This is a genomic window from Halobacterium sp. CBA1126, from assembly GCF_009741975.1.
Classification (GTDB): Archaea; Halobacteriota; Halobacteria; order Halobacteriales; family Halobacteriaceae; genus Halobacterium.
The window spans coordinates 1-5,851 of record NZ_WPCF01000133.1; the positions used below are offsets into that span (position 1 = coordinate 1).

Annotated in this window: 7 protein-coding genes and 1 pseudogene; 5 read left to right on the forward strand and 3 right to left on the reverse strand. The window is 70.7% G+C overall.

Features of this window, described 5'->3' with window-relative positions; translation table 11 throughout:
* Positions 1-211, forward strand: a pseudogene (locus tag GJ634_RS13680) (AAA family ATPase); the annotation flags it as partial.
* A gap of 20 nt (positions 212-231) precedes the next feature.
* Here GJ634_RS13680 and GJ634_RS15640 read toward each other — a convergent pair.
* Positions 232-369 (reverse strand): hypothetical protein, encoded by a 138-nt coding sequence (locus GJ634_RS15640; RefSeq protein ID WP_197425534.1) that lies wholly within the window; start codon positions 367-369, stop codon positions 232-234.
* Between the two features lie 148 nt (positions 370-517).
* Here GJ634_RS15640 and GJ634_RS13685 point away from each other — a divergent pair, with 148 nt between their 5' ends.
* Positions 518-1,141, forward strand: coding sequence for a helix-turn-helix domain-containing protein (locus tag GJ634_RS13685; RefSeq protein WP_157503433.1), 624 nt, complete (start codon positions 518-520; stop codon positions 1,139-1,141).
* Positions 1,142-1,237: 96 nt separating this feature from the next.
* Here the strand turns inward: GJ634_RS13685 and GJ634_RS17025 are convergent, their stop codons facing one another.
* The gene (locus GJ634_RS17025; protein WP_157503436.1) at positions 1,238-1,750 is read right to left on the reverse strand and encodes a metallophosphoesterase; all 513 of its coding nucleotides are present in this window, start codon (positions 1,748-1,750) and stop codon (positions 1,238-1,240) included.
* A 479-nt stretch (positions 1,751-2,229) separates the two neighbouring features.
* Here GJ634_RS17025 and GJ634_RS13695 point away from each other — a divergent pair, with 479 nt between their 5' ends.
* Together GJ634_RS13695 and dpsA are read left to right on the forward strand one after the other, a co-directional pair.
* A complete protein-coding gene (locus tag GJ634_RS13695; protein ID WP_157503434.1) occupies positions 2,230-3,177 on the forward strand; it encodes a cation diffusion facilitator family transporter in 948 nt (315 codons plus the stop codon).
* A 95-nt stretch (positions 3,178-3,272) separates the two neighbouring features.
* Positions 3,273-3,812 (forward strand): DNA starvation/stationary phase protection protein DpsA, encoded by a 540-nt coding sequence (gene dpsA / locus GJ634_RS13700; RefSeq protein WP_157503435.1) that lies wholly within the window; start codon positions 3,273-3,275, stop codon positions 3,810-3,812.
* 79 nt (positions 3,813-3,891) lie between these two features.
* Here dpsA and GJ634_RS15645 read toward each other — a convergent pair whose 3' ends face one another.
* The gene (locus GJ634_RS15645) at positions 3,892-4,044 is read right to left on the reverse strand and encodes a hypothetical protein (RefSeq protein ID WP_197425535.1); all 153 of its coding nucleotides are present in this window, start codon (positions 4,042-4,044) and stop codon (positions 3,892-3,894) included.
* 133 nt (positions 4,045-4,177) lie between these two features.
* Here GJ634_RS15645 and GJ634_RS13705 point away from each other — a divergent pair.
* On the forward strand, positions 4,178-5,851 hold a 1,674-nt coding region (locus GJ634_RS13705; RefSeq protein ID WP_331714183.1), incomplete at its 3' end, for an ATP-dependent DNA helicase.

The window sequence follows — 5,851 nt, forward strand, 5'->3', positions numbered from 1 at the left end:
GTTCGCCGTCGCCAGCGGGAAGGGCGGCACCGGGAAGACGACGAGCACGCTCGCGCTCGGGATGGCGCTCGCCGACGACTACGACGTCACGGTCGTCGACGCGGACACGGGGATGGCGAACCTGCTGTTCCACGCGGGCCTCGCCGACGTGGACGTCACCCTCCACGACCTCCTCGTCGCGGACACGGAGGCCGACGTCGCGGACGCCGTCGCCGCCGTCGAGCGCGCGCTCTAGTCGTTGCCGCGCTTCCCGCTCTGGAACCCCTCCTTGAAGCCGGTGAGCGTGCGCCGGAGGAACATGAACAGGAAGAACACGAACAACAGGAACACCGCGGCGAGGACGTAGAACGCGAGCCCGAGTTCCACCATGCGTCGGCGTTCGCGCCGCGGACATTAGTCGTTTCCCCCGCGAGCGTGGGTCGGAGGATGGAGCGGAGCGAACGACTGGGACCCACGGACGCGCTGCGGCCGGACGTGTCAGGAAAAACTGATAGCACTCCGACTCGAAGCGCCGCCCATGTCCGGCCTGCTGCCCTCCCGCTCGGAGCCCGACGACCCCGAGGGCGAGCCCCGCGTGGTCGGCGTCGACTCCGAGGACGCCGACCGACTGCTGTCCGCGCTCTCCTCGGGGACCGCCCGCGACCTCTACGGCGCCCTCCACGACGCGCCCGCGACCCCCTCCGAGCTCGCCGAGGAGTGCGAGACCTCCCTCCAGAACGCCCAGTACCACCTCGAGAAGCTCGAGGACGCCGACCTCGTCGAGGAGTGCGACACGCGCTACTCCGCGAAGGGCCGCGAGATGAGCGTCTACGCGCCCGCCGACGCGCCCGTGGTGTTGTTCGCGGGCGACGAGGAGGAGAGCAAGTCCGTGCGGTCGGCGCTCGCGAACCTCCTCGGCGCGGTCGGGCTGCTGGGCGTCGCGAGCCTGCTCGTCCAGCGGCTCGTCGGCTCCGGCCTGCAGGCGCCCGGCACCGCCGGGAGCGGCGTGGAGACGACCGGCGAGGTGTCGGCGCTCGTCGCGGAGAGCGACCAGCCCGCGGCCGCCGCCGACGCCGCCGCGTCGCTGCCCGCTGGCGCGCTGTTCTTCCTCGGCGGCCTGCTCGTGCTGGCGCTCGTCGGCGTCGCGTGGTACGCGCGGTAGCGGATGGTAAAATCGCGGTTTGAGCCTACGTCGGCTATTTGATAGTAGCGGGGCTACGGCGTAGTACAGGCTGCCCCGGCCTGCTCCCCGCTGACGCTACCGGCCCTCCACCCGGAACTCCCGGAGCACGCTCCCGCTGCGGTCCCGGATTTCGCCGCGCACGCCCCCGTTCTCGGGGTGCAACTCGGCGTGCGCGGCGGGGTTGCCGCGCGGGTCGGCGTGACTCCCCGGATTCAGCACCGTCACGTCCTCCGTTTCCGTCACCGTCGGCTGGTGGGTGTGTCCCGACACCACGAGATCCGCGCCGCGCTCGCGCCCGAAGAACGCGAGCCCGGTGGTGCCGCCGCGCTGGCGGTGCGTGACCGCGACCCGGATGCCGGCCGCTTCCAGCGTCCGCGCTTCGGGGAGGCGGTCGCGGACGGCGGGCTCGTCGGCGTTGCCGTGGACCGCGAACAGCTGCTCGCTCGCGTCGTAGAACGCGTCGAGGGCGGTCTCGGTGGTGAAGTCGCCGGCGTGGACCACGCGGTCGGCCTCCCGGACCGCGTCGAGCGCGCGGCCGCGGAGGTCGTGGCCGTCCGTGCTGTGGGTGTCGGAGAGAACGGCGAGCATGCCCGGGCGTAGCCGCCGCGCCGCCGTGACTGTTGGGTTACGCGAGCGCGCCGGCGGCGACGTACAGCGCGAGCCGGTCGCGGTCGCCGCGGCGAGCGCCTGCACGGAGAGGACGATGGCGCGCTTGCGGTCGGCGCGCTGGCCGGCCGCCGGCGCCGACTCGCGGTCCCCGCCGTCCGCGCTGACGTCGTAGACGCCCGCCATCGCGAACCCGACGCAGAACCGCTTGCGGGCCTGCAGCACGCCGAGGAAGCCGACGAACAGCGGCGCGACGGCGGCGAGCAGCCACGCGCGGTCGGCGTGCAGCGTCGCGACTGCAGCGACGAGCAGGGCGGTCGCGGCGAACCCGGCGACGCCGGTCAGGTAGCGTTTGCGGCGCTCCGCGGGGCCGATGTTGCACGCGCCCGGTTGGTACGCTGGCACGCCCCCGCCTTGGGGCCGGGCGAATACCTATGTGTCGGCCCGCGAAACACGTCCGGATGGCCGGAAGCAAGTCAGTCGTGCTCGCCGCGCTGTTCGCGAACGGCGCGATCGCGGTGTCGAAGTTCCTCGCCTTCCTCGTCACCGGGAGCCCGGCGATGCTCTCGGAAGTGTACCACTCCGTCTCCGACACGGGCAACCAGGTGTTCCTGCTCGTCGGGCTGCGGTACGGCGGCCGCGACCGGACGCGCTCGCACCCGTTCGGCTACGGGAAGGCGCAGTTCTTCTACTCGTTTCTCGTCAGCGTGATGCTGTTCGGCATCGCGGGCTGGGAGTCCGCGAGCCACGGCCTCGAGGCGCTGACGGGCCACGGGCGCGTGCTCGGCCGGCAGGCGGAGCTGTTCGGCTACGAGTTCCCGGGCGTGTGGGCGAGCTACACCGTGCTCGTGGCGGGCATCGGCTTCGAGACGTACGCGTTCGCGAAGGCGTACGCGGAGATGCAGCGCCAGATCGAGCGCCACGGCTGGAGCGGCTTCCGGGAGGCGTTCCGCCGCACGAGCGACACGACGACCCTGACCGCGCTGACCGAGGACACCGTCGCGCTGCTCGGGCTGGGGCTCGCGCTGGTGGGCATCTTCCTCACCGAGCAGACGGGCAACCATGTCTACGACGCGGCGGCGGCGCTGCTCATCGGGCTGCTGTTGATGGCGTTCGCGGCGGCGCTGGCGTGGGAGAACAAGCGCCTGCTGCTCGGGGAGAGCCTCCCGCCGGGCGACGAGGCGGACCTGCGGCGCGTCGTCGAGGCGCGCGCGGAAGTCGAGGCGCTCGTGGGCTTCCGCTCGGTGTACTTCGGGCCGAACGACGTGCTCGTGACCGCGGACGTGGCCTTCGACCCGGCGCTGGACACCGAGGAACTGGACGGCGCCATCACGAGCCTCGAGGACGAGCTCCGCGCGGCGAACCCGGCCATCACGAAGGTGTACGTCGAGCCCGAGACCGACCGGTAGCTCTGCGTATTCGGGAACTCTCTTTTCGGGTCTGCAAAATATATTTTCCCACTGGGTAAACCTTTAAGTGGCAGGCCGTCCAACTGGAGAACGCCATGAGCACTCAGAAGCACGTGCTGAAACACGCCGGCGACGTCGAAGGCTCCGACGGCCTTCGCATCGACGAGGAGAAGGCCGAACAGGTAATCGACGCGCTGAACGCGGACCTCGCCGCGACGTACGTGCTCTACCACCAGCTCAAGAAGCACCACTGGAACGTCGAGGGCGCGGAGTTCCGCGACCTCCACCTCTTCCTCGGCGACGCCGCCGACCACGCCGAGGAGTTCGCGGACGAGCTCGCCGAGCGCGCGCAGGCGCTGGGCGGCGTCCCGCACGCCAGCGGCGCCACCCTCGAGGCCGAGGCGCCGGTCGAACCTGAGGACGAGGACGTCTACGACATCCGCACCTCGCTGCAGAACGACCTCGAGATGTACGGCGACATCATCGAGACGCTGCGCGAGCACGTCGACCTGATGCAGAACCTCGGCGACCACGCGACCGCCGAGATCCTCCGCGAGAACCTCGTGCAGGTCGAGGAGGACGCCCACCACGTCGAGCACTACCTCGAGGACGACACGCTGGTCGTCAACGAGTAACGCGACCCACCGTTTTTCCGCGCGCTGCCGGCGCTCCGACAGCGGCGCTTCCCGGCGAATAGAGAGCGCAGAAGGACGGTTATCGCTCGACGGGGACGGTCTCGTCGGTGGAGATCCAGCCGTCGGGGTTGTCCGACTCGGTGAACACCGTTCGGGTCGGCGAGGACTGGAACGCCGCGACGCCCTCGCCGGCGGCCGGCGCGTCGTCCTCGCGGTCCTGCGTGACTGCCATCACTACCCCGTACGGACCCTACCACGAATATACGTTTTGGTGTGCCTAAACCTGTCCGGGGCGGCCCCGCGCCGGGAACAGTTCCGCTGGGAGCCGGACGTTTATACGCGGTGGCGCCGAAACAGCCCCCAACGTGGCCGCTAGTGACGCCCCCGACTACCTCGAGTTCTTCCCGAAAGCCTCGCCGTACGACAACCAGCGGGAGGCGATGGACGGCATCCGGGACGCCCTCGACGGCGGCCGGGACGTCCTCTTCGAGGGCGCCTGCGGCACCGGGAAGACGCTCGCGGCGCTCGCGCCGGCACTAGCACACGCCCGCGAGACGAACAAGACGGTGGTCATCACGACGAACGTCCACCAGCAGATGCGGCAGTTCGTCCGCGAGGCCCGCGAGATCCACGACGCCGCGCCGCTGCGCGCGGTCGTCTTCAAGGGGAAGGGGTCGATGTGCCACATCGACGTCGACTACGAGGAGTGCCAGGTCCTCCGGGACAACACCCACGAACTCGTCGACGCCGAACGCGACAAGCGCCAGCTCGAGGAGCGCCAGGAGGCCTTACTCGAGGAGAGCCGGGACGGCGACGGCGAGGCGGCGGAAGCCCGCGAAGCCGTCCTGGAGGAACTCGAGGACGTGGAGGACGAGCTCGAGGACCTCCGGGAGGGGAACGTCTGCGAGCGCTACTACGAGAACCTCGTCGGGGACAACGACGAGTTCTACGAGTGGCTCTACGACGGCGTCCGCACCCCCGAGGACATCTACGACTACGCCGAGGAGGCCGGGCTCTGCGGGTACGAGCTCCTGAAGGACGGCATCGAGGGCGTCGACCTCGCGGTCTGCAACTACCACCACCTCCTCGACCCCGGCATCCGCGCGCAGTTCTTCCGCTGGCTGGGGCGGGACCCCGAGGACGTGGTGGTGGTGTTCGACGAGGCGCACAACGTCGAGGACGCCGCCCGCGAGCACGCCACCGAGACGCTCACGGAGAACACCCTCGACAGCGCGCTCTCCGAGCTGGAGGAAGTGGCCGACGACCGGGGCGAGGCGGCCGAGCGCGTGCTGTCGGCGTTCCGGGACGCGCTCGTCGAGACGTACGAGGACGCGTTCGGTCCGGGCGGCGACCGGGCGCTCGCGCGCTCGGAGGTCGACGGCAACTGGACGGACGTCCCCGTCGCGAACGACGACAGGCGCGACGACCTCACGCTCGCGTTCCTCCAGCAGTACACCGGCCCCGGCATCAAGGAGGACGTCGACGACGCGCTCGCGCTCGGCGAGTACCTCGACGACGAGTACGACGAGGCCTACCGGAACGGCGAGACGACCACGCGCCGCGAGTGTTTCGTCCTCGACGCCGCGGAGTTCGTGGAGACGTACGTCGAGGACAGCGGCCAGCTCGGCCAGTACCCGACCGCGGCGGTGCGCCGCGACGAGGGCTCCGGCGACGTCTACGGCCGCGCCGAGCTGTACACCTGCATCCCGCGGGACGTGACGACGGACCTCTTCGACGCCGTCCACGCCAGCGTGCTGATGAGCGCGACGCTCCGGCCGTTCGACGTCACCGCGGACGTCCTCGGCCTCGAGGACCCGAAGACGATGGCGTTCGGCCTCCAGTTCCCCGAGGAGCGCCGGCGGACGTTCGCGGTGGACACGGAGCCGCTGTTCTCCTCGAACCGCGAGGACCCCGACACCCAGCGGGAGGTCGCGGGCGCGCTCCGCGACGCCGTGAACTTCACGCCCGGGAACTGCCTGTTCTTCTTCCCGAGCTACGCCGAAGCCGAGCGCTACCACGACCACCTCGCGGACGTCGAC

Bases quoted from the DNA above. Each gene is read 5' to 3' on its own strand.
- GJ634_RS17025 (WP_157503436.1), bottom strand. From the start codon at position 1,750: ATGCTCGCCGTTCTCTCCGACACCCACAGCACGGACGGCCACGACCTC.
- GJ634_RS13685 (WP_157503433.1), top strand. From the start codon at position 518: ATGTCCGGCCTGCTGCCCTCCCGCTCGGAGCCCGACGACCCCGAGGGC.
- GJ634_RS15645 (WP_197425535.1), bottom strand. From the start codon at position 4,044: ATGGCAGTCACGCAGGACCGCGAGGACGACGCGCCGGCCGCCGGCGAG.
- dpsA (WP_157503435.1), top strand. From the start codon at position 3,273: ATGAGCACTCAGAAGCACGTGCTGAAACACGCCGGCGACGTCGAAGGC.
- GJ634_RS13695 (WP_157503434.1), top strand. From the start codon at position 2,230: ATGGCCGGAAGCAAGTCAGTCGTGCTCGCCGCGCTGTTCGCGAACGGC.
- GJ634_RS15640 (WP_197425534.1), bottom strand. From the start codon at position 369: ATGGTGGAACTCGGGCTCGCGTTCTACGTCCTCGCCGCGGTGTTCCTG.